The organism is Roseovarius sp. PS-C2 (assembly GCF_018862045.1).
Lineage (GTDB): Bacteria > Pseudomonadota > Alphaproteobacteria > Rhodobacterales > Rhodobacteraceae > Roseovarius.
In genome coordinates this window covers 257130-274871 of record NZ_JAHKSQ010000005.1, presented here as the reverse complement: position 1 = coordinate 274871, position 17742 = coordinate 257130, and the positions used below count along the sequence as shown (strand labels likewise).

General features: G+C 64.1%; 21 protein-coding genes. 6 read left to right on the top strand and 15 right to left on the bottom strand.

Annotation, left to right across the window (positions count from 1 at the left end):
• Nucleotides 1–2 precede the first annotated feature (2 nt).
• Complete coding sequence (locus tag KPG71_RS11620; RefSeq protein WP_216338227.1) at nucleotides 3–1253, bottom strand: sarcosine oxidase subunit beta family protein; 1251 nt, start codon at nucleotides 1251–1253, stop codon at nucleotides 3–5.
• A gap of 89 nt (nucleotides 1254–1342) precedes the next feature.
• On the opposite strand from KPG71_RS11620, the gene KPG71_RS11615 reads away from it, so the two are divergent.
• Nucleotides 1343–2302, top strand: coding sequence for a GlxA family transcriptional regulator (locus KPG71_RS11615; protein ID WP_253196207.1), 960 nt, complete (start codon nucleotides 1343–1345; stop codon nucleotides 2300–2302).
• A 138-nt stretch (nucleotides 2303–2440) separates the two neighbouring features.
• Here KPG71_RS11615 and zapE read toward each other — a convergent pair whose 3' ends face one another.
• Nucleotides 2441–3502, bottom strand: coding sequence for a cell division protein ZapE (gene zapE, locus KPG71_RS11610; protein WP_216338226.1), 1062 nt, complete (start codon nucleotides 3500–3502; stop codon nucleotides 2441–2443).
• A gap of 132 nt (nucleotides 3503–3634) precedes the next feature.
• Between zapE and KPG71_RS11605 the strand changes: the two genes are divergently transcribed.
• Genes KPG71_RS11605 through KPG71_RS19835 form a run of 3 tightly spaced genes read left to right on the top strand, consistent with a single transcriptional unit; the run spans nucleotide 3635 to nucleotide 5257 of the window.
• Nucleotides 3635–4876 carry an MFS transporter gene (locus tag KPG71_RS11605; RefSeq protein WP_216338225.1) on the top strand — a complete coding sequence of 414 codons (1242 nt, stop codon included), beginning with the start codon at nucleotides 3635–3637 and terminating at the stop codon, nucleotides 4874–4876.
• 19 nt (nucleotides 4877–4895) lie between these two features.
• Nucleotides 4896–5090: a hypothetical protein gene (locus KPG71_RS11600; RefSeq protein WP_216338224.1), complete on the top strand. Its 195-nt coding sequence runs from the start codon at nucleotides 4896–4898 to the stop codon at nucleotides 5088–5090.
• Between the two features lie 2 nt (nucleotides 5091–5092).
• Entirely contained in the window at nucleotides 5093–5257 is a 165-nt protein-coding gene (locus KPG71_RS19835) for a hypothetical protein (RefSeq protein WP_216338359.1), read from the top strand.
• A 9-nt stretch (nucleotides 5258–5266) separates the two neighbouring features.
• On the opposite strand, the gene KPG71_RS11590 is transcribed toward KPG71_RS19835, so the two are convergent.
• The 9 genes from KPG71_RS11590 to mbfA form a co-directional block, all read right to left on the bottom strand.
• Nucleotides 5267–6202, bottom strand: coding sequence for an alpha/beta fold hydrolase (locus KPG71_RS11590; RefSeq protein WP_367397348.1), 936 nt, complete (start codon nucleotides 6200–6202; stop codon nucleotides 5267–5269).
• Nucleotides 6184–7101, bottom strand: a complete 918-nt coding sequence (locus KPG71_RS11585) for an ornithine cyclodeaminase family protein (RefSeq protein WP_216338223.1) — start codon at nucleotides 7099–7101, stop codon at nucleotides 6184–6186. Before KPG71_RS11585 ends, KPG71_RS11590 begins: the two co-directional genes overlap by 19 nt.
• Nucleotides 7098–7718: an HAD family phosphatase gene (locus KPG71_RS11580; RefSeq protein WP_216338222.1), complete on the bottom strand. Its 621-nt coding sequence runs from the start codon at nucleotides 7716–7718 to the stop codon at nucleotides 7098–7100. The genes KPG71_RS11585 and KPG71_RS11580 overlap by 4 nt, the downstream gene beginning before the upstream one ends.
• 4 nt (nucleotides 7719–7722) lie before the next feature.
• Complete coding sequence (locus tag KPG71_RS11575) at nucleotides 7723–8688, bottom strand: DMT family transporter (protein WP_216338221.1); 966 nt, start codon at nucleotides 8686–8688, stop codon at nucleotides 7723–7725.
• Nucleotides 8689–8706: 18 nt separating this feature from the next.
• The gene (locus tag KPG71_RS11570; RefSeq protein ID WP_216338220.1) at nucleotides 8707–9153 is read right to left on the bottom strand and encodes a YaiI/YqxD family protein; all 447 of its coding nucleotides are present in this window, start codon (nucleotides 9151–9153) and stop codon (nucleotides 8707–8709) included.
• Nucleotides 9150–10592, bottom strand: coding sequence for a Si-specific NAD(P)(+) transhydrogenase (gene sthA, locus KPG71_RS11565; protein WP_216338219.1), 1443 nt, complete (start codon nucleotides 10590–10592; stop codon nucleotides 9150–9152). The genes KPG71_RS11570 and sthA overlap by 4 nt, the downstream gene beginning before the upstream one ends.
• A 3-nt stretch (nucleotides 10593–10595) precedes the next feature.
• Nucleotides 10596–11429, bottom strand: a complete 834-nt coding sequence (gene fghA, locus KPG71_RS11560) for an S-formylglutathione hydrolase (protein WP_216338357.1) — start codon at nucleotides 11427–11429, stop codon at nucleotides 10596–10598.
• A gap of 82 nt (nucleotides 11430–11511) precedes the next feature.
• Entirely contained in the window at nucleotides 11512–12444 is a 933-nt protein-coding gene (locus KPG71_RS11555) for an AEC family transporter (protein ID WP_216338218.1), read from the bottom strand.
• A 109-nt stretch (nucleotides 12445–12553) separates the two neighbouring features.
• Nucleotides 12554–13531 carry an iron exporter MbfA gene (mbfA, locus tag KPG71_RS11550; protein ID WP_216338217.1) on the bottom strand — a complete coding sequence of 326 codons (978 nt, stop codon included), beginning with the start codon at nucleotides 13529–13531 and terminating at the stop codon, nucleotides 12554–12556.
• A gap of 164 nt (nucleotides 13532–13695) precedes the next feature.
• Here mbfA and KPG71_RS11545 point away from each other — a divergent pair, with 164 nt between their 5' ends.
• Together KPG71_RS11545 and KPG71_RS11540 are read left to right on the top strand one after the other, a co-directional pair.
• Entirely contained in the window at nucleotides 13696–13854 is a 159-nt protein-coding gene (locus tag KPG71_RS11545) for a hypothetical protein (protein WP_216338216.1), read from the top strand.
• An 81-nt stretch (nucleotides 13855–13935) separates the two neighbouring features.
• Entirely contained in the window at nucleotides 13936–14553 is a 618-nt protein-coding gene (locus KPG71_RS11540) for a TetR/AcrR family transcriptional regulator (protein ID WP_216338215.1), read from the top strand.
• A 48-nt stretch (nucleotides 14554–14601) separates the two neighbouring features.
• On the opposite strand, the gene KPG71_RS11535 is transcribed toward KPG71_RS11540, so the two are convergent.
• The 4 genes from KPG71_RS11535 to smpB all read right to left on the bottom strand — a co-directional run bounded on the left by KPG71_RS11535 (nucleotide 14602) and on the right by smpB (nucleotide 17572).
• Nucleotides 14602–15786 (bottom strand): amino acid aminotransferase, encoded by a 1185-nt coding sequence (locus KPG71_RS11535; RefSeq protein ID WP_216338214.1) that lies wholly within the window; start codon nucleotides 15784–15786, stop codon nucleotides 14602–14604.
• Nucleotides 15786–16643 carry a 3-mercaptopyruvate sulfurtransferase gene (gene sseA / locus KPG71_RS11530; RefSeq protein ID WP_216338213.1) on the bottom strand — a complete coding sequence of 286 codons (858 nt, stop codon included), beginning with the start codon at nucleotides 16641–16643 and terminating at the stop codon, nucleotides 15786–15788. Before sseA ends, KPG71_RS11535 begins: the two co-directional genes overlap by 1 nt.
• Nucleotides 16644–16720: 77 nt before the next feature.
• Entirely contained in the window at nucleotides 16721–17002 is a 282-nt protein-coding gene (locus KPG71_RS11525; protein WP_216338212.1) for a hypothetical protein, read from the bottom strand.
• A 93-nt stretch (nucleotides 17003–17095) separates the two neighbouring features.
• Nucleotides 17096–17572: an SsrA-binding protein SmpB gene (smpB, locus tag KPG71_RS11520; RefSeq protein WP_216338211.1), complete on the bottom strand. Its 477-nt coding sequence runs from the start codon at nucleotides 17570–17572 to the stop codon at nucleotides 17096–17098.
• Nucleotides 17573–17742 lie beyond the last annotated feature (170 nt).

Below are 17742 nucleotides of genomic sequence, written 5' to 3'. Positions count from 1 at the left end.
CCTCAATGCAGGTTGGGCTGGTTGCCCATGCCTTTTTCGTCGATCAGGTTGCCCGAGATGAACCGATCGAGGCGCATTTGCGTGGCAGTCGGGTGCGGTTCGTCGCGGGCCAGCAGGTAGGCATAGCAAAAGCCGCTGGCGGGCGTGGCCTTGAACCCGCCGTAACACCAGCCGCCGTTGAAATAGAGCCCGTCGATCCCGGTCTTGTCGATGAAGGGCGAGCCGTCCATCGACATGTCCATGATCCCACCCCAGGACCGCAGAAGCCGCGCGCGCCCGATCATCGGCATGATAGCCATGCCGCCCTCGGCCACGTCTTCGACCACCGGCAAGTTGCCGCGCTGCGCGTAGGAATTATAGCCGTCCAGATCGCCGCCAAAGACCAGACCGCCCTTGTCGGACTGGCTGACATAGAAATGACCCGCGCCGAAGGTGATGACGCCGGGGATCACCGGCTTGAGCCCTTCGGTGACGAAAGCCTGCAGGACGTGGGATTCGATGGGCAGGCGCATACCGGCCTTTTCCATCACCCGGCTGGACGAACCCGCGACACAGACCGCCACCTTGCGCGCGCGGATCGCGCCGCGAGAGGTTTGCACGCCGGTGCAGCGACCGTTTTCGATGTCAAAGCCGGTGACTTCGCAATTCTGGATGATATCGACGCCGCGCGAATCCGCGCCGCGCGCATAGCCCCAGGCCACGGCATCGTGGCGCACCGTGCCGCCGCGCCGCTGATAGAGGCCGCCCTTGATGGGAAAACGGGCATTGTCGAAATCGAGGAACGGCAGTTCGGCGCGCAACTGATCGGCATCGGCCAGCTCGGCATCGGCCCCGGCGAGGATCATCGCGTTGCCCCGGCGCACGAAAGCGTCGCGCTGTGCGTCGGTGTGAATCAGGTTCAGGATCGAGCGCTGGCTGACCATGGCGTTATAGTTGAAATCCTGTTCCAGCCCTTCCCAGAGCTTGAGCGAGAATTCATAGAACGGCTCGTTCCCCGGCAGCAGGTAGTTGGAGCGGATGATCGTGGTGTTGCGCCCGATATTGCCCGAGCCGATCCAGCCCTTTTCCAGCACGGCGATATTGCGCATGCCGAATTCCTTGGCCAGATAGTAGGCCGTGGCAAGGCCATGCCCGCCCCCGCCGACGATGACGATATCGTATTCGGGTTTTGGGTCGGGCTCGCGCCAGACGGGTTTCCAGCCCTTGTTGCCGGTCAGACCTTCGCGGAAGATCCGGAATGCAGAATAGCGCATTTGCGTTCGGTCCCATTTCTGAACTTCCCGACAGATTGAGCGTCATTTCCGATTTGGACTTTCATAAAAAGGTCGGATACGTTCAAAAAATGGACAAACACGCCAAAAATTCCCGAGACAGCCGCCGGATCGGCATCTTGCCGATCGAGGGATTCGCCATGATGTCCTATGCCGCGCTGACCGAGCCGATGCGCGCGGCGAACCTGCTGGCGGGGCGGGAGTTGTACGAGATGGTCAATATCGGCCGCAGCATGGCGCCGGTGGCCAGTTCCGGCGCGGGGCTGGTGGCGCCGCAGGCGAAACTGGGCGACGATCCGCAGCTGGATTACCTGTTCGTCGTCGCGGGGGGCGACCCGGCGGCCTTTGCGGACCGGGCGATCACCGGATGGTTGCAACGGCTGGCGCGGCGGGGTGTTCTGCTGGGAGGCGTGTCGGGCGGGCCGGTCATTCTGGCGCAGGCGGGGCTGATGGAGGGGCGGCGCATGACCGTCCACTGGGAACATGCCGCCGCATTGACCGAAGCCTTGCCGCATCTTCTGATCGAGCGGACGCTTTACGTGATCGACCGCGACCGGGTGACCTGTGCGGGCGGCACCGCACCGATGGACCTGATGCACGCGCTGATCATGCAGCATCACGGCGCGCAGTTCGCCCGGCTGGTCAGCGACTGGTTCATGCATACCGAGGTGCGCCCTTCGGTCGGGCCACAGCGCGCCGGGTTGGTGGAGCGGGTGGGCACCACCGCGCCCGCGATCCTGGATGCGGTGGAGGCGATGGAGGCCAATCTGGGCGATCCCCTGCCGCTGGCGCGTCTGGCCGAGGTGGCGGGGCTGTCGCCCCGTCAACTGAACCGGCAATTCAGTGACAAGCTGGGCCGTCCGGCGATGCGTTATTACCGTGACCTGCGGCTGGACATGGCGCAGAACCTGCTGCGCAACTCGCCGCTGAGCCTGACCGAAATCGCGCTGGCCACGGGGTTTGCCAGTTCCTCGCATTTCTCGCGGGTTTACACACAGCTGTTCGGGCAGCCGCCTTCGGCCTATCGGTAGGGTGGGTTGGGGGCGCTGCCCCCGTCGCCCGTTGGGCCTGTCCGGGGCTCCGCCCGTTCGGGGCTGAAACGATCCCCCGGATCGTTTCCGAGACGCCCCTCACCCCCCGGAGTATTTCGGGAAAGATGAAGAGTAGGATCAGTCCTGTCCCCAGCCGTCGGATTGCATTTCGCGCAGGCGGCTGGCGGTGCGTTCGAATTCGAAACTGCCTTCGCCTTCGAGATAGAGGTATTCCGGCTCGGCGGCGGCGGAGCAGATGAGGCGTACTTTGGCCTCGTAGAGCGCGTCGATCAGGGTGACGAAGCGTTTGGCCTCGTTGAAGTTGGAGCGCCCGAGTTGGGGGATGTTTTCCAGCACCAGCACACGCGCGGCCCCCGCCAGTGCCAGGTAATCGGCGGGACCGAGCGGCTTGCCGCAGAGATCGTAGAAGCTGGCGCGCGCCACGCCGTTGTGGAAGGCGGGAATTTCGACTTCGCGCTTGTTGACGTGCAGGGTGAGGACATGCGCGGGCTGGCCATCGGTCAGGTCATCCCAAAGCGCGGCCATCTGTGTGCGGGTTTCGGGGCCGAGGGGGGAGAAATAGGTGCGGCTGCCGGACAGGCGGTCCTGCCGGTAATCGGTGGGGCTGTCCATTTCGTGCACGACCATGCGCTGTTTGAGCAGGTCGATGAAGGGCAGGAAGAGCTGCCGGTTCAGCCCGTCCTTGTAGAGATCGTCCGGCGGTCGGTTGGAGGTGGTGATCACCACGACGCCCGCCTCGAACAGGGCCTCGAACAGGCGGCCCACGATCATCGCGTCGGTGATGTCGGTGATCTGCATTTCGTCGAAGGCCAGCAGGCGCACATCGTCCGAGACCGATTTGGCGACGGGGGCGAGGGCATCCTCGACCCCGCGTTCGCGGGCGGCGTGCATACCGGCGTGGATTTCCTGCATGAAGGCGTGGAAATGAACGCGGCGGGCGGGAACCGGGACGGTTTGCACGAACAAGTCCATCAGCATCGACTTGCCGCGCCCCACCCCGCCCCAGAGGTACAGCCCCCTGGGCGGTTCGGGTGCGCGGCGGAACCAGCCCTTTTTGGCTGTGTCGGCCAGCCCGTCATGGATGCGGTCGAATTCGGGCAGGGCCGCCTTTTGCGCGGAATCCGGGGTCAGGTCGCCATTGGCGACCTTCTGGGCGTAGAGATCGGTCAAAAAGTCCATCCACCCCGCATAGCGCGGCGCAGCGCGCAAGAAAAGATGCAAGCCGCGTGTTGATGAACGGCATCACAAAGGCTGAATTGACGGCGGCGGGGTTTTGCCTAATCTGGCGCGGCGCAGGAACAGGATGACCCGATGACCCCGAAAGCCAACCTTTTCACGCCCGTGCTGATCGCGGGGTGCCTGATCATGCTGGTGTCGTTCGGCATCCGGGCGTCGTTCGGGGTGTTCCAGATCCCGATTGCCGAGGAATTCGGGTGGCTGCGCAGCGAATTCAGCCTTGCAATTGCCATTCAGAACCTCGCCTGGGGGATCGGGCAGCCGATTTTCGGGGCGCTGGCCGAGCGGATGGGCGACCGCAAGGCGATCGTGCTGGGGGCGCTGGCCTATGCCGCCGGTCTGGTGCTGTCCTCGTTCGCCGTGTCGCCCGAGGCGCATCAGGTTTACGAAATCCTTGTGGGCTTCGGCATTGCCGGGACGGGGTTTGGCGTGATCTTGGCCGTGGTGGGGCGGGCGAGTTCGGACGAGAACCGCTCGATGAGCCTAGCCATTGCCACCGCCGCCGGGTCCGCCGGGCAGGTGTTCGGCCCGCCGGTGGCCGAGGCGTTGCTGGGCGTGATGAGCTGGCAGATGGTGTTTCTGGTCTTTGCCGGGCTGGTCCTTGCCTCGCTGGCGTTCCTGCCTATGATGCGCGCGCCCGAGGCCGCCAGCCGCGCGGAACTGGAGGAAAGCATCGGCGCGTTGCTGGGGCGGGCGTTTCGCGATCCGTCCTATACGCTGATCTTCCTGGGCTTTTTCAGTTGCGGCTATCAGTTGGGCTTCATCACCGCGCATTTCCCGGCCTTCATCACCGAGATGTGCGGCCCGATTTCGCCCGGCGGGGTGCTGCATTCGGTCGGGGTAACGACGACCTCGGCGCTTGGGGCGGTGGCCATCGGGGTGATCGGCATGGCCAATATCGCCGGGACGCTGACCGCCGGGTGGCTGGGCAAGCGGTATTCCAAGAAATACCTGCTGGCCGGGGTCTATGCCGCGCGCACGGTGGTGGCGGCGGCGTTCATCATGGTGCCGATGACGCCCGCGACAGTGCTGCTGTTTTCGGTCAGCATGGGGGCGCTGTGGCTGGCGACGGTGCCGCTGACCAGTGGGCTGATCGCGCATCTTTACGGGCTGCGCTATATGGGGACGCTGTATGGCATCGTGTTCTTCAGCCACCAGGTGGGCAGCTTCATGGGTGTCTGGCTGGGCGGGCGGATGTACGATGTCTACGGCGATTACACCATGGTCTGGTGGGTCGGCGTGGGTGTCGGCGCGTTTTCGGCGCTGGTGCACCTGCCGGTGAAGGAAAAGCGCGACCTGCCGCCGCTGGCGGCGTGAGGGCGGTGGTTTCGCCCGGATGAGTGAGCGCACCGTGATCGTCAGCAAGGACACTGTCGAACATTATGGCTGGGGCGCGCGCTGCGATGGCTGGATCCTGGCCTCGGGAGAGGATCTGCTGATCATACAGGAGCGGATGCCCGCCGGAACCGCGGAGGTGCGGCATTATCATCGCCGCGCGAAGCAGTTCTTTTCGTTCTGTCCGGCAGGCTGACCATGGAAGCCGATGGAGATGTCTTCGAGATTGATGCCCAACAGGGCATTGAGATCGGGAAAGACGTTCCTCATCAAGCGCGCAATGACAGCGATCAGGAGGTTGTTTTCCTGGTTGTCTCGGCCCCGACCAGCCGGGGGGACAGGATCGAGGCTCCGGGCCCGTAAACGGCGGGGTCAACGGATCAGTTGCGCCTCCAGCACCGACAGCACCTCGGAATCGTGGGTATAGGCCAGGGCATGGCCCGCATTCTCGATCACTTCCTGACGGGCGGCACGGTTCCATTCGGCCAGCTTGCCAAGGCCGGAAATCGGGATCACCCCGTCCGCCCGTGCCCAGATCGCCACAACGGGCAGGCCCGCCGCAGCGACCGCCCGGTGGGCAGGCTGCATGTCTTCCTCGAGCACGTTGCGCAACGAGGACAGGACGGCAGGGCGAAAGCCGCGCGTGTCGAGTTCGGCCAGTTGCAGATCGACCGCATCGGGGATGGAAGAGACCATGCCGCGTTCGGTTTCCAGTGCGGCGCGGTAACTGCGGGCATAGAACGCCATGAACAGCCATTGCCCCAGCCGGTTGTGATTGACGACAAGCCGCGCGACCGGGCCCAGATCGTGGCCCATCCCGGCAGGGGCGAGCAGAACGAGCTGGCGGATGCGTTGCGCGTGTTTGGCAGCAAAGGCGGTGGCGATGGCCCCGCCCATCGAATAGCCCAGAAGGGTGACGGGCCGATCCACCCCGAGGGCGTCGAGCAGGTCTTCCAGTTGGGAAACGAAGAATGCCGCGTCCTGCGTGCCGCGCGGGCGGGCGGAATGACCGCGCCCGTAAAGATCATAGGTCAGCACGCGAAAGCCCTGTTTCGCCAGCCCCCGCGCAATCGGCCCCCAGACGAAGGAGGGCGTGGTCAGCCCGTGGACGCAGACGACGATGGGGCCGTCTTGCGGCCCGGCCCATTGGTAATGGGTGGCCCCGCGCGGCAGGTCGGCCAGTTGCCCCGGCGCATCGGGGCGGGCCCTGGTGACCGAGGGGCGGAGCAGTTCAAGAATGAAGGGCGCGGCGATGACAGCCACGCCGAGCGCCGCAAGCGCCCACCAGATCATTGCGCCGCCAGCCACGCATCGAGGATGTAGCGGCTGGTCATCAGGTCCAGATGCGCGCCGCCGCCATTCTTGAACAGGGTGATTTCATCGTCGCTGTCCCGGCGGACCTTTTCGGGTTCGTAATGGTCGGCGATCAGGTCGTCGCGGGTGATGGTGCCCTGCTCGAGCGGGATCTTGATTTCACCGATATGGCCCACCGTGGTGTCGTAGCTGTCGACGAAAATGCGCGCGCGCCTGATGCCTTCGTCGTCCACTTCGCGCATGTCGGGGCGGTAGGCGCCGATCACGTCGATATGCTGACCGGGGCGGAACCATTCGCCGCGCAAGAGCGGTTCGGTGGACATGGTGGCCGACGTGACGATATCGGCCTCGCGCACGGCACTTTCCAGATCGTCGGCCACTTGCAGGCCGGGGCAATCCCGCAGCATCGCCTCGGCATTGGCGCGGGTGCGGTTCCAGACGCGGAAACGGGCCTTGGGGAAGATCGCCGAATAGGCCTGAAACAATGAGCGTCCCACGGTGCCGGCACCGACGATCAGGATGTTTTCGCTGTCCGGGCGGGCCAGCTTGCGGGCGGCGAAAACGCTGTCGCCGGCGGTTTTCCACTTGGTCACAAGGTGGAAATCCACCAGCGCGGCCAGTGTACCGTCGCCATCGTCATAGAGGTTCACCGCGCCGTTGATCATCGGGTTGCCGCGTTTCGGGTTGCCGGGAAAGATCGTTGCGGTTTTCACCGCCAGCCCCATCCCGTCGATCCATGCGGCGCGGTTGAGCATGGTGTCGGTGTCGCGATAGAGGAAATTATCCGCAATCTCGGCCTTGGGCAGTTTGTGACCGGCCTCGAACGCGTCGCACAGGCCCGTCCATGTCAGGTGTTTTTCGCCTTCGTCGAAGGGGATGATCGTGATGGTCATGCGGCCTCGTCCTTTGTCAGCAATCCGTGTTCCACCAGACAATGCGCCCAACCGGCGGGGCCGTCAAACAGGTGTGTTTTCCAGCCGCGCGATTGGGCGGCGGCGATGTTGTCGGCGCGGTCGTCGGTGAACAGCAGGGTTTCGGGCGGCAGGGCGCAGTCCTGCTCGACGGCGGCGTAAATCGCCGGGTCGGGTTTGATCAGGCCCATTTCGCCGGAAATGTAGTGGCGGTCGAATTCCGTGAGGAAGGGAAACTGCGCGGCGCTGAGCGGGAAATTCTGCGCGCCGAAATTGGTCAGCGCGAAGGTGGGGATGCCCTTGGCCGCGAGCGCACGCAGCAGGCGGACGGAATGGGGAATGGCGGGTTGGGCGATCTCGGTCCAGCCGTCGCGAAAGCGCAGGATTTCGGCCTGCCAGTCCGGGTGGGCCTGTGCGGTTTCGGCGATGGTGGCGGCGAAATCGTGCCCCGCGTCGATCCGGTTCATCATGGCATGCACGTCGAAAGCGGAAAACAGCGCGGCGGCGCGGTCGGGGCCGATGGTTTCGGAAAAGCGGCGCTCGGGCTGCCATTCGATCAGGACGTTGCCGATGTCGAAAATCACGGCGTTGACGGTCATGGAGTCACCTGCGGTTGGGGGATTGGGCGGTGATCGTGCGGTTCCTGGCGGTTTCGCGCCAGACCAGATAGAGCCCCGATCCGACGATCAGCAAAATCCCCGCCCATGCGGTGGGGCCGGGCCATGTGCCGAACACGGTGACGCCCCACATGATCGCCATTGGCATCGAGACATATTCGAACGGGGCGGCAAAGGCGGCTTCGGACAGGCGATAGGCCTGCGAGATGAAAAACCCGCCCATCAGCCCGGTGGTGCCGAGCATCAGGAACAGCGGCCAGTCGCCCGGCGCGACAGGCCCCCATGCGCGCAACAGGAATTCCAGCGACGGGTGGTCGGACCCGGCATAATCGCCATGCCCCAGCGCGGCCCCGAAAATCAGGCTGGCCACGATAAAGGTGGCCTGAATGTAGAACGCCATCGTGGCCGCGGTTTCGGTGCCGCCGATCTTGCGCGCAAGGATGTGCATCACGGCATAAAGCGTGGCCGCCGCGATGGGCAGGAGCGAGGCCGCCTGAAAGGTCGCCGTACCGGGCCGCACGATCACCAGAACGCCGATGAAGCCCACGGCAATCGCCGCCCAGCGCCGCGCGCCCACGGTTTCGCGCAGGAAGACCACGGAAAAGACCGTGATCACCAGCGGCGAGACAAAGAACACCGCCACCGCATCGGCAATCGGCATCGCCGCCAGCCCGAGGAACAGGCACATATTGGCGAACACCACGCAGAAGCCGCGCAACAGGTGCATCCGCAACCGCCGGGTGCGGATCACGTGCAGGCCGCCGTTCAGCGGCATGAGGATGCCCAGGAACAGCGCCATCGCGATGGTCGAGCGGATGAAGATCACCTGATGCAGCGCATAGCGATCCGACAGGAACTTGATCCCCACGTCGTTGAGCGAAAAGCACATCACCGCCACAAGCGCGCAAAGCGCGCCCATCAGGTTGGATCGCGACGTGGTGGCGGTTGTCATGAATGCCCCTCGGGGTGTTTACCGGGCCGCCGCGCGCACGGCCCGCTCCAATGCGTCCAGAAAACGGGAGCGGTCGGCCTTTGTAAAGCCCTTGCCGCCACCCTGACGAAAGGGATCGGCGGCGCGCAGGTCGGCCATCAGGTCGCGCGTGGCGAGCACGTTGCCGATATCGGCGGCGGTCAGAGCCTCGCCGTTGTGTTTCAGCACCTGTGCACCGGACTCGACGCATCTGGCGGCCAGCGGGATATCCCCGGTGATCACCACATCGCCCGGCCCGGCGCGGTCGGCGATCCACATATCGGCCACGTCCGGGCCCTCGGGGACGATCACCGTTTCGACCAGCGGGTTCTGTGAGGGGCGCAAACCGCCGTTCGACACGATGAACATGCGCAAGCCGTGCCGGGTGCCCACCTTTTCGACCTCGGCCTTGACCGGGCAGGCGTCGGCATCGACATAGATGCTCACGTCTTGGCCTTCCCGGTTTTGCCCTCGTCGCGTTTGACCTTGTATTCCTCGGGGATGGGCATGCGGTTGAACGCGTCCAGCCCGGCGATTTTATACGCCTCGGCCAGTGTGGGATAGTTGAACGTGTTCTTTACGAAGTAATCCACCGTCCCCTTGAGGTTCAGCACCGCCTGCGCGATGTGAATCAGTTCGGTCGCGCCCTCGCCCACGATCTGCACGCCCAGAACACGGCGGGTTTTCAGGCTGAACAGCATTTTCAGCATACCGTGTTCCAGCCCCATGATATGCCCGCGCGAGGTTTCGCGGAACCGCGCGACGCCGACCTCGTAAGGGATGCCGCGTTCCTGCATTTCCTCTTCGGACATGCCGCAGGTGGAAATTTCAGGCACCGAATAGATTCCGTAAGGGAACCAAGGGCTTTCGGGCAATGTGGGCGTATCGAGCGCATGGCAGGCCGCGACGCGGCCCTGTTGCAGCGAGGTAGAGGCCAGCGAGGGATGGCCGATCACATCCCCGGCGGCATAGATATGGGGCTGGTCGGTCTGGTAGGTTTTGCGATCCACCGACAACCGGCCGCGATGATCGGTTTCCAGCCCGGCGGCCTTGGGGTTCAATGCCTCGGTCGCGCCCATGCGCCCGGCGGCGAACAACAGCATCTCGGCGCGTACATGGCGGCCATTGGCAAGGCTGACCTCGACATGCTCGCCCGCGTCCTCGGTTTTCTCGATGGCGCTGCCAAGGCGCAGGTCGACACCGTTTTCGCGGATCTGGTGGGTGAAATCCTCGATCAGACGGCGGTCGATGAAATCGAGGAATGTCTCGCGCGGCTCGATCAGGGTGACGCGCACATCGAGCGCGGAAAACATGGTGGCGTATTCCACGCCGATCACGCCCGCGCCGACCACGATCAGGCTGCGGGGGATGCGCGCCAGCTCGAGAAATTCGTCGCTGTCCACCACCGTCTTGCCGTTGAAGGGCACGGTATCGGGGCGATAGGTTTTTGTGCCCGTCGCGATCAGGAACTTGTCGGCGGTGAGCCTGGTTTTCTCGCCCGCCTCGGTCGCGACTTCGATCTCGGTCGGAGAGACGAAACGCGCCAGCCCATTGAGCGTATCCACATGGTTCCGGGCGAACTGGTGTTCCAGAACGTCCACCTCGTGATCCAGCGTCATGTGCAGGCGTGCCTTGAGGTCATGAGCGCCGATATCGTCCTTGACCCGATAGGAGCGGCCATAAAAGCTGCGCTCGCGCCAGCCCGACAGGTTCAGCACCGTTTCGCGCAGGGTTTTCGACGGGATCGTGCCGGTATGCACCGACACCCCGCCGAAGCGATCCTTGCGATCCACCACCAATACGCGGCGCTTGAGCTTGCCGGCCTGAATGGCGGCGGCCCGGCCCGCCGGACCCGAGCCAATGATGATCAGATCGTAATGTGCCATGGGTTATTTCGCGTAAAGCGCCTCGGCATGGAAGGCAACGTGATCTTCCATGAAGGTTGAGATGAAGAAATAGCTGTGATCATAGCCCGGCTGCATCCGCAGGGTGGCCTGCTGGCGACGTTCGGCGCAGGCGGCGGCAAGGGCCTCGGGGCGCAGCAGGTCGAGGAACTGATCGCTGGTGCCGGTATCCACCAGCACCGGCCCGTCAAAGCCCTGCTCGCGCATCAGGAGGCTGGCGTCATGGGCGGACCATGCGGCCTCGTCATCGCCCAGATAGGCCGTGAACTGCTTGCGGCCCCAGTCGCTGGCCGTGGGGTTGGAAATGGGCGCAAAGGCCGACACGCTCGTGAACCGCCCCGGCAGCGACATGGCCAGCGTCAGCGCGCCGTGCCCGCCCATCGAATGGCCGGTGATGGCCTGACGCTCTTCGTCGATGAAAAAGTTGGCGGTCAGGACGCGGGGCAGTTCGTCAGCGATGTAATCCCACATCCGGTAATGCGCCGCCCACGGGTCTTGCGTGGCGTTCACGTAGAACCCCGCGCCCTGCCCCAGATCATAGGCATCGTCATTGGCCACGTCTTCACCGCGCGGCGAGGTGTCGGGGAACACCAGCGCGATGCCCTGCTCGGCGGCCCAGCCCTGGGCTGTGGCCTTGGTCATGGCGTTTTCATGGGTGCAGGTCAGGCCCGACAGGTACCACAGCACCGGCACCGGGCCGTCCCTGGCCTCGGCCGGGAGGAACAGGCCAAAGGTCATGTCGCAATCGCAGGCTTTCGATTTGTGGGAATAGACCCCCTGAACACCGCCAAAGCAGGCGTTTTCCGATACGGTTTCCATGGCTGTCCTCATATCTGGCATGTCGGTTGCCCGACACTGACCACGCCACGGGGGGCAAAGGCAAGCCCGCAGGCGTCACTCGTCAGTAAAGACCCGACACCCAGCCGATCACCAGCGACACGGTCAGCACCGCGAAGGCGGTCGAAATCAGGATCGAGGCCGATACCCGGTGCGGCGCCACCCCGTAGTGATGCGCGAGGATATAGACATTGCCCGCCACAGGCAGCGCCGCGGCGGCGATCATCACGGCGGCGGCGTAGGGCTCGACCGTGAACAGCACCAGTGCCGCCAGTGCCACGCATGCGGGATGCAGGATCAGTTTGCAGGTGCTCAGCCACCCGGCGATCACGGGCCGCTCGGCGGATTTCGAGGCCAGCGACGCGCCGATGGCGAACAGAGCGCCGGGCGTGGCCGCCCCGCCCAGCAGGATGACGAACTGGTTCATCGGGTCGGGAATGGGCAGGCGCAGCGCTGACCAGCCGAGGCCCAGCGTGATCGAAACGATCATCGGGTTCTTCAGCAGGCCCAGCCCCACGGTGCGCAGGATGCCCAGCGACATCCGCCCGTCGCGCGAGCCGGTGATCAGGATCACCACCAGCGAGCCGAACACGATCAGGTCCACCGCCAGCACCAGCATGACCGGCCCGATCGCCGCCTCGCCCATCAGCAGGGTCAGCATCGGAACGCCCAGAAACCCGACATTGCCGATCACCGCGCATTGCGCCTCGATCGCCGCTTGTTCGATGCTCAGCCGCCGGATCATCGCCACGGCAGTGGCGATGGCGTAAACGAATGCCGTTGCGCTGAGGTAGGCGAGGACGAACTGCCAGTCCAGAATTTCGGCCAGCGAAAGATTGGCCGAAAACCGGAACAGCATGGCCGACAGCGCGAAATAAAAGACGAACTTGGTCAGCCACGCGGTCGCCGCTTCGGGAAAAAACCCGGTGCGCCCTGCGCCATAGCCCAGCCCGATGATCAGGAAGAAAGGCAGCGTCTGAAGGAAGATGTCCAGCATTCGCACTTGGTAACAGGTTGGACCGGATGGTCAATCTGGCACAGCACGATGCCGTCGCTTTCTTCCGGTCGCAAATCTGCCCTGCGGGGGGCAATCAGCCCCCCTTGCGCTATCCGCTGCCGATCAGGACACCGGCGGCAAAGACCAGAGCGCCGCCCAGCACCACCTGAAACGCCGCGCGGAAGAACGGCGTTTCCATATAGCGGTTCTGAATCCAGGCAATCGCCCAAAGCTCGACGAACACCACGGCGATGGCGATTACCGTCGCGGTCCAGAAATCGGGGATCAGATAGGGCATCGCGTGGCCCAGCCCGCCGACGGTGGTCATGATACCCGAGGCAAAGCCGCGCTTTACCGGGCTGCCACGACCCGACAACTCGCCATCGTCGCTGGCGGCCTCGGTAAAGCCCATGGAAATCCCGGCCCCGACCGAGGCGGCAAGCCCCACGAGGAACGTGGTCCAGGTGTCCTGTGTGGCGAAGGCGGTGGCGAAGATCGGCGCCAGTGTCGAAACCGAGCCGTCCATCAACCCGGCCAGACCGGGCTGCACCCATGTCAGCAGGAACTGGCGGTGCGCGGTGCGCTCTTCGGCGGCGCGGGCGTCGTCATCGAGGTGCTCGGCCTCCAGCTCGGTGGCACGGTCCTGATGGCCCGCTTCGGCGGCGGCCAGATCGCCCAGAAGTTTGCGGGTGGCGGCATCGGCGGTGCGTTGCGCGGCCTTGTGATAGAAGGCTTCGGCGTCACGCTCCATCGCCTCGGCCTCGGCGCGGATACGCTCGATCCCGAGGTTTTCCATCAGCCAGACGGGACGGCGTGCATAGAACCCGGCCACGTGTTCGCGGCGAATGAGCGGGATCACACCGCCAAAGCGGCTGTCATGCAGGTCGATCAGGGCGCGGCGGTGGCTGTCTTCCTCGGCGGCCATGCCGTCGAACACCCTGGCGGTGTCCGGGTAGTCGGCGCGCAGGCGTTCGGCATAGTTGCGATAGATCTGCGCATCGTCTTCTTCCGAGGAGATCGCCAGCGCGAGAATTTCCTGTTCGTTCAAGTCCGAGAAACGGCGGCGGGACGAGACACCGGGAATCATGCGTTAATACTCCGAAATTAGAATGGTTCTAAGGTAGCGCCTCAAAACAAAAACGCAAGGCCGTGAATGCATCTAAACCGTTTAGTTCATTTTTGACTTGAAAACTGAACCGAATAGTTTAGATATGATGAAAGTAAACTGATTGGTTCAGATTGGAGACTGCCATGAAACCCGTTCTCGCCGCCATTGCCCTTGCCCTGATTGTCACCCCCGCCCTTGCCGGAGGAATCGACATGAGCACCCTGACCCCGACCCTGACCTATCCCGATCCGGCCCCCGCCCCTGCCCCCGTGACCAAGGGCAATGCCGGGATCGACAAGTGAGGGCGTGGGCCTGACTCGCCGAGATGCTTGCAGCCGCCCCACGGCCGGGACTAGACTGATCTGGCTTTGGGGAGACTGCGCATGACGGCCACGGCCACGGAAATCAAAAAAGGCCGGAAGTTCGATCAGGTGCTGGAGGGCGCGCGCGAAGTGTTCATGCGCGACGGCTTCGAAGGCGCCAGCGTCGACGAGATCGCTCGCGTGGCCGGGGTATCCAAGGCCACGCTCTACAGCTATTTCCCCGACAAACGGCTGCTGTTTTCCGAAGTCGCACGGGTGGAATGCAACCGGCAGGCCGACGAAGCCGTGCAGGAGGTCGGGCCGGACGATCCCATCGAAGACGTTCTGCACGAGGCCGCCGAACGTATCGTGCACTTTTTCCTGTCGGATTTCGGGCAGCAGGTGTTTCGCATCTGCGTAGCCGAATCGCATCGTTTTCCGGAACTGGGCTGCAGGTTCTACAAATCCGGCCCGGCGATGGTGCGGGACCGGCTGACCCAGGTGCTGACCCCCTATGTGGAACGCGGCATCCTGAAGATCGACGATATGGACCTGGCCGCCAACCAGTTCGGAGAGCTGTGCAAGAGCGACCTGTTCATACGCTGCCTGTGCGGCGTCTCGACGGATATCCCCGAGGCCGAAGTCGAACGGGTGATCAATGGCGCGGTCGAGATGTTCCTGGCCCGTTACCGGGCGTGACGGCAGCATGGCGCCAAGGCGTTCGACACGCCTTGGCCCTCGTTCAAATCAGGCACCGACGTCGATGATCGCCTTGGCCAGAACTGGCACGGTTTCCTTGTTCAGACCGGCGATATTGATGCGGCTGTCGCCCACCATGTAGATCGCGTGTTCATCGCGCAGGCGGTCCACCAGCTCCGGCGCGATCCCCAGCCGCGAGAACATGCCGCGATGCTGGCCGACAAAGCCGAAGCGATCCGACCCGGAAAGCCGCTGCAATTCGCTGGCCAGTTGTTCGCGCAGCGCCAGCATGCCGGTGCGGACCTCTTCCAGTTCGGCCTGCCAGTCGGCGCGCAGGTCGTCATTGCCCAGCACGATCGACACCAGCCGCGCGCCGTGATCGGGCGGGAAGGAATAGTTCTGCCGGTTGAGATAGGCCAGGTTGCCCTGGGTGACGGCGTGCATGCCTTTGTCCTGCGCCACGGCCATCAGCAGGCCGGTGCGTTCACGGTAGATGCCGAAATTCTTGGAACAACTCGCCGCGATCAGGGTTTCGGGGCAGCCCGCAGCAACGGCGCGCGTCGCCGCGGCGTCGACGTCCAGCCCGTCGCCGAAGCCCTGATAGGCAATGTCGATCATCGACGTTGCGCCCTTGTCGTTCATCAGGTCGATCACGGCCTTGAACTGCACCATATTCAGGTTGGCGCCGGTGGGGTTGTGACAGCAGCCGTGCAGCAGCACCAGATCGCCCGCGCGCACCTGGCCCAGATCCTCGATCATGCCTTCGAAATCCACCCCGCCCGAGGTTTCGTCGAAATAACGGTAGGCAACGGTTTCCATGCCCAGATGCTTGAGAATGCTCAGGTGGTTGGGCCATGTCGGATTCGACACGAACACACGCGCCTGCGGATTGGCTATTTTGACCAGCTCAAAGGCCTGACGCACCGCGCCGGTGCCGCCGGGCGTGGCCACGGCGGCCACCTGATCGCGGGGCACGGCATCGCCCAGAACCAGCGCGATCATCGCGTCGGCAAAGGCCGGATCGCCGGCAAGACCGGTATAGGCCTTGGTGGTCTCTTCGTCCCACCAGCGGCGCTCGGCCTCTTTCACGGCGCGCATGATCGGCGTCACGCCCTGCGGGTTCTTGTAGACACCCACGCCGAGGTCGATCTTGGTGTCGCGCGGATCGTCGCGATAGGTTTGCATCAGGGCAAGGATCTTGTCCTTGGGCTGTTCCTTGAGATGTTCGAACATCAGTCTTCTCCGGTGGCGACGGGCACCGTGGGGAAGGCCCCCCATTCGGTCCATGACCCGTCATAAAGTGCATGGTCGGTTTTCCCGACCCGTTCCAGCGCAAGGTTGATGATGGCGGCCGTCACGCCCGACCCGCAGCTGGTGATCGCGGGTTTACCCATATCGACACCCGCCTTTGCAAACACGGCGCGCAGGTCGTCGGCGGCTTTCATCGTGCCATCGCCGTTCAGCAGATCGCCGTAATAGACGTTCTTTGCACCGGGGATATGGCCGCTGCGCAGGCCCTCGCGCGGTTCGGGCTCTTCGCCGCGGAACCGTCCGGGCGAGCGGGCGTCGAGAATTTCGTAATCCCCCAGCTTGGAGGCGGCGGATACCTGGGTGACATCCTTGACCATCTGGTTCTGGCGGCGGACGGTCATGTGACGATCCCGCACGATGGGCGGCATGTCTTCGACCGGGCGGCCCTCGGCCTGCCATTTGGGCAGGCCACCGTCCAGAACGGCGATATTGTCCTGCCCCATCAGGCGGAACAGCCACCACACGCGGGCCGCGGAAAACAGGCCCTGCGCATCGTAGACCACCACCTGATGCCCGTCGCCCACGCCCATCGCCCGCAGGCGGGACATGAATTTTTCGACCGGCGGGACCATATGCGGCAGGTCCGAACGGTGATCGCTGATGTCGTCGATGTCGAAGAATCGTGCGCCGAGAATATGGGCGGCGTCATATTCGGCGCGGCCATCGCGCCCATCGGCAGGCATGAACCATGTGCCATCCAGAATCCGCAGATCGGGATCTTTCAGGTGGTCGGCCAGCCAGCCGGTAGAAACAAGCGTTTTCGGATCGTCATGTGCCATCGGCGCCCCCCGGTTTCGGACGTCCAAGCACTAGCGTGCAGGGCCATGAAGGGCAAGCGCCCAGACCCCGCAGAGAGCTATTTCACAAGCATGTTCTTGATCAGGCCGACTATCACCAGCACCACGCCGCCGCCAACCCCGCCCGAAGCCACCTGCCCGATCAGAGCACCGACATCCATACCGCCCGCGGCTTCGGCAATACCGCCCGCGCCGGCCATCGACAGAAGCTGCCCGCCCAGACCGCCACCGACGATCCCGGCGATGGAATTGCCCAACACGCCGAGATTGACGTTCTTCAGCAGGCCCCCGGCAATATTGCCACCCAGCGCGCCTGCGATCAGACTGATCAGAAGTTCCATGACTACCCCCCAAGGTTTTTGGACACGCCCCAAGCCTAGCAAAGCGCGCGGCGGTGGCCCAAGGGGAATTGGGGCGGCGGTATCCCCGCCGGATTACCCGTGTTCCTTGAGCAACCGTTGTTTCTGGCGGTTCCAGTCTCGCTTGGCCTCGGTTTCGCGCTTGTCATGGGATTTCTTGCCCTTGGCGATACCGATCTTCATCTTGGCCATGCCGCGATGGTTGAAATACAGAACCAGCGGCACCAGCGTCATGCCCTTGCGCTGTGTCGCGTTCCAGAGATGCGCCATTTCCTTCTTTGAGACCAGCAGCTTGCGCTTGCGTTTCTCTTCATGGGCAAAGGTCTTGGCCTGCTCGTAGGGCGCGATATAGGAGTTCACCAGCCACAGCTCGCCATCCTCGACCAAGGCATAGCTTTCGGCGATATTGGCTCCGCCTTCGCGCAGGGATTTCACCTCGGAGCCTTCAAGGACGATGCCGCATTCGAGATCCTCGTCGATGGCATAATCGAAGCGGGCGCGGCGGTTTTCCGCCACCACCTTGTAGTTTGGGTTGTCCTTGGGCTTGGCCATGATGCCTGTCCTGTGCCTTGTCTGCTGCGCCGGGCGCGAAGCGGCAAGATAGACCTTCGGGCGGGGCGATCCAAGGGGGTGCGCGCGAATCCTGCGCCGGGCGCGGGATTATTGGAGGAAACCGGCAGGGGCCGGGATCGCGGACCGGGCGAGCGCAATGGCTTGGCCGG

Excerpts from the sequence above, each read along its gene's own strand:
- KPG71_RS11620 (WP_216338227.1), bottom strand. The coding sequence starts at position 1,253 with ATGCGCTATTCTGCATTCCGGATCTTCCGCGAAGGTCTGACCGGCAAC.
- KPG71_RS11615 (WP_253196207.1), top strand. The coding sequence starts at position 1,343 with ATGGACAAACACGCCAAAAATTCCCGAGACAGCCGCCGGATCGGCATC.
- zapE (WP_216338226.1), bottom strand. The coding sequence starts at position 3,502 with ATGGACTTTTTGACCGATCTCTACGCCCAGAAGGTCGCCAATGGCGAC.
- KPG71_RS11605 (WP_216338225.1), top strand. The coding sequence starts at position 3,635 with ATGACCCCGAAAGCCAACCTTTTCACGCCCGTGCTGATCGCGGGGTGC.
- KPG71_RS11600 (WP_216338224.1), top strand. The coding sequence starts at position 4,896 with ATGAGTGAGCGCACCGTGATCGTCAGCAAGGACACTGTCGAACATTAT.
- KPG71_RS19835 (WP_216338359.1), top strand. The coding sequence starts at position 5,093 with ATGGAAGCCGATGGAGATGTCTTCGAGATTGATGCCCAACAGGGCATT.
- KPG71_RS11585 (WP_216338223.1), bottom strand. The coding sequence starts at position 7,101 with ATGACCATCACGATCATCCCCTTCGACGAAGGCGAAAAACACCTGACA.
- KPG71_RS11580 (WP_216338222.1), bottom strand. The coding sequence starts at position 7,718 with ATGACCGTCAACGCCGTGATTTTCGACATCGGCAACGTCCTGATCGAA.
- KPG71_RS11575 (WP_216338221.1), bottom strand. The coding sequence starts at position 8,688 with ATGACAACCGCCACCACGTCGCGATCCAACCTGATGGGCGCGCTTTGC.
- sthA (WP_216338219.1), bottom strand. The coding sequence starts at position 10,592 with ATGGCACATTACGATCTGATCATCATTGGCTCGGGTCCGGCGGGCCGG.
- fghA (WP_216338357.1), bottom strand. The coding sequence starts at position 11,429 with ATGGAAACCGTATCGGAAAACGCCTGCTTTGGCGGTGTTCAGGGGGTC.
- KPG71_RS11555 (WP_216338218.1), bottom strand. The coding sequence starts at position 12,444 with ATGCTGGACATCTTCCTTCAGACGCTGCCTTTCTTCCTGATCATCGGG.
- mbfA (WP_216338217.1), bottom strand. The coding sequence starts at position 13,531 with ATGATTCCCGGTGTCTCGTCCCGCCGCCGTTTCTCGGACTTGAACGAA.
- KPG71_RS11545 (WP_216338216.1), top strand. The coding sequence starts at position 13,696 with ATGAAACCCGTTCTCGCCGCCATTGCCCTTGCCCTGATTGTCACCCCC.
- KPG71_RS11540 (WP_216338215.1), top strand. The coding sequence starts at position 13,936 with ATGACGGCCACGGCCACGGAAATCAAAAAAGGCCGGAAGTTCGATCAG.
- KPG71_RS11535 (WP_216338214.1), bottom strand. The coding sequence starts at position 15,786 with ATGTTCGAACATCTCAAGGAACAGCCCAAGGACAAGATCCTTGCCCTG.
- sseA (WP_216338213.1), bottom strand. The coding sequence starts at position 16,643 with ATGGCACATGACGATCCGAAAACGCTTGTTTCTACCGGCTGGCTGGCC.
- KPG71_RS11525 (WP_216338212.1), bottom strand. The coding sequence starts at position 17,002 with ATGGAACTTCTGATCAGTCTGATCGCAGGCGCGCTGGGTGGCAATATT.
- smpB (WP_216338211.1), bottom strand. The coding sequence starts at position 17,572 with ATGGCCAAGCCCAAGGACAACCCAAACTACAAGGTGGTGGCGGAAAAC.